Source organism: Actinomyces urogenitalis DSM 15434, from assembly GCF_000159035.1.
Classification (GTDB): domain Bacteria; phylum Actinomycetota; class Actinomycetes; order Actinomycetales; family Actinomycetaceae; genus Actinomyces; species Actinomyces urogenitalis.
This window is the reverse complement of record NZ_DS999610.1, coordinates 1-607: the sequence shown is the minus strand read 5'-3', so window position 1 is coordinate 607 and position 607 is coordinate 1. Positions and strand designations below refer to the sequence as shown.

The 607-nt window shown below is 74.5% G+C and carries 1 protein-coding gene; it reads left to right on the top strand.

The window, feature by feature from the left end:
• On the top strand, positions 1-377 hold a 377-nt coding region (locus tag HMPREF0058_RS11495), incomplete at its 5' end, for an iron-sulfur binding domain-containing protein (protein WP_040319980.1).
• Positions 378-607: the final 230 nt, after the last annotated feature.

The window sequence follows — 607 nt, the reverse complement described above, 5'->3', positions numbered from 1 at the left end:
CGGTGATGGAGCTGGGCGCACTCGTGTGCACGGCTCGTGACCCGCGCTGCCAGGAGTGCCCGTGGACGGCGCAGTGCCGGTGGGTCGCGCAGGGCAAGCCTGCGGACGAGCACGCCGGACGACGTCGCAGCCAGGCCTGGCACGGCACCGACCGCCAGGCCCGGGGCCTGGTCATGGCGCGCTTGCGCCTGGCGGGCCCGGACATCGCTGTTGCGCGCGCTGATCTCCTGGCTGAGGCCGCTCGTGCGGGCCAGGCCTCTGGCAGGCGCAGGCCCGTGGCGGCCGATCCCAAGCAGCCGGCGCGGGCCCTGGCGGGTCTCCTCGCGGACGGGCTCATCGCCACTGACGACGACGGCGCGAGCTTCCGTCTTCCCTGACGGAGCCGGGGAGCGGAGCGTGGGGAGCCGCCACGACCGTCGTGCGGCTCCCCGGCGGCGTGGACAGCGGACAGGCTCGTGATGGGCGGGCCGCTGCCTGGTGCGCAAGGTACTCGCAGGTAGAGTCAGCGGCATGGCTAACGGACGCGGTTCTCGGGGTGAGGAGCGCCGTGCGCGCGTCTACCAGCTGCGTCCGCGCAGCCAGCAGGAGGACAGCGGCCAGACGCCCT